General features: G+C 55.5%; 1 protein-coding gene. It reads left to right on the top strand.

Translation table 11 applies throughout. The features are described from left to right. A partial coding sequence (locus ACEWB7_RS17880; protein ID WP_411581073.1) for a fumarylacetoacetate hydrolase family protein occupies positions 1 to 440 on the top strand: 440 nt, incomplete at both ends.

The raw sequence follows: 440 nt of genomic DNA on the forward strand, positions 1-440 counted from the left end.
GTGTGATATTCGCCAGCCGCTGGCGATTCCGGCGGATATGGGCGCTGTTCATCATGAAGTTGAGCTTGCCGTGCTGATTGGCGCAACGCTCCGCCAGGCGACCGAAGATCATGTACGTAAAGCGATAGCCGGTTATGGCGTGGCGCTTGATTTAACCCTGCGCGATATTCAAGGGAAAATGAAAAAGGCCGGACAGCCTTGGGAAAAAGCCAAAGGTTTCGATAACGCATGTCCGATTTCAGGCTTCATCCCTGTCGCGGCCTTCTGCGGCGATCCGCAAAATACGGTTATCGGACTTAACGTTAATGGCGAGGTTCGCCAGCAAGGGTCGACCGCGGATATGATTCATCCTATTGTGCCCCTTATCGCCTATATGAGCCGCTATTTTACGCTCAAAGCCGGGGACGTGGTGCTAACCGGCACGCCGGCAGGCGTGGGGC

This window comes from Acinetobacter sp. NIOH-H-8 (assembly GCF_046635365.1).
GTDB lineage: Bacteria > Pseudomonadota > Gammaproteobacteria > Pseudomonadales > Moraxellaceae > Acinetobacter.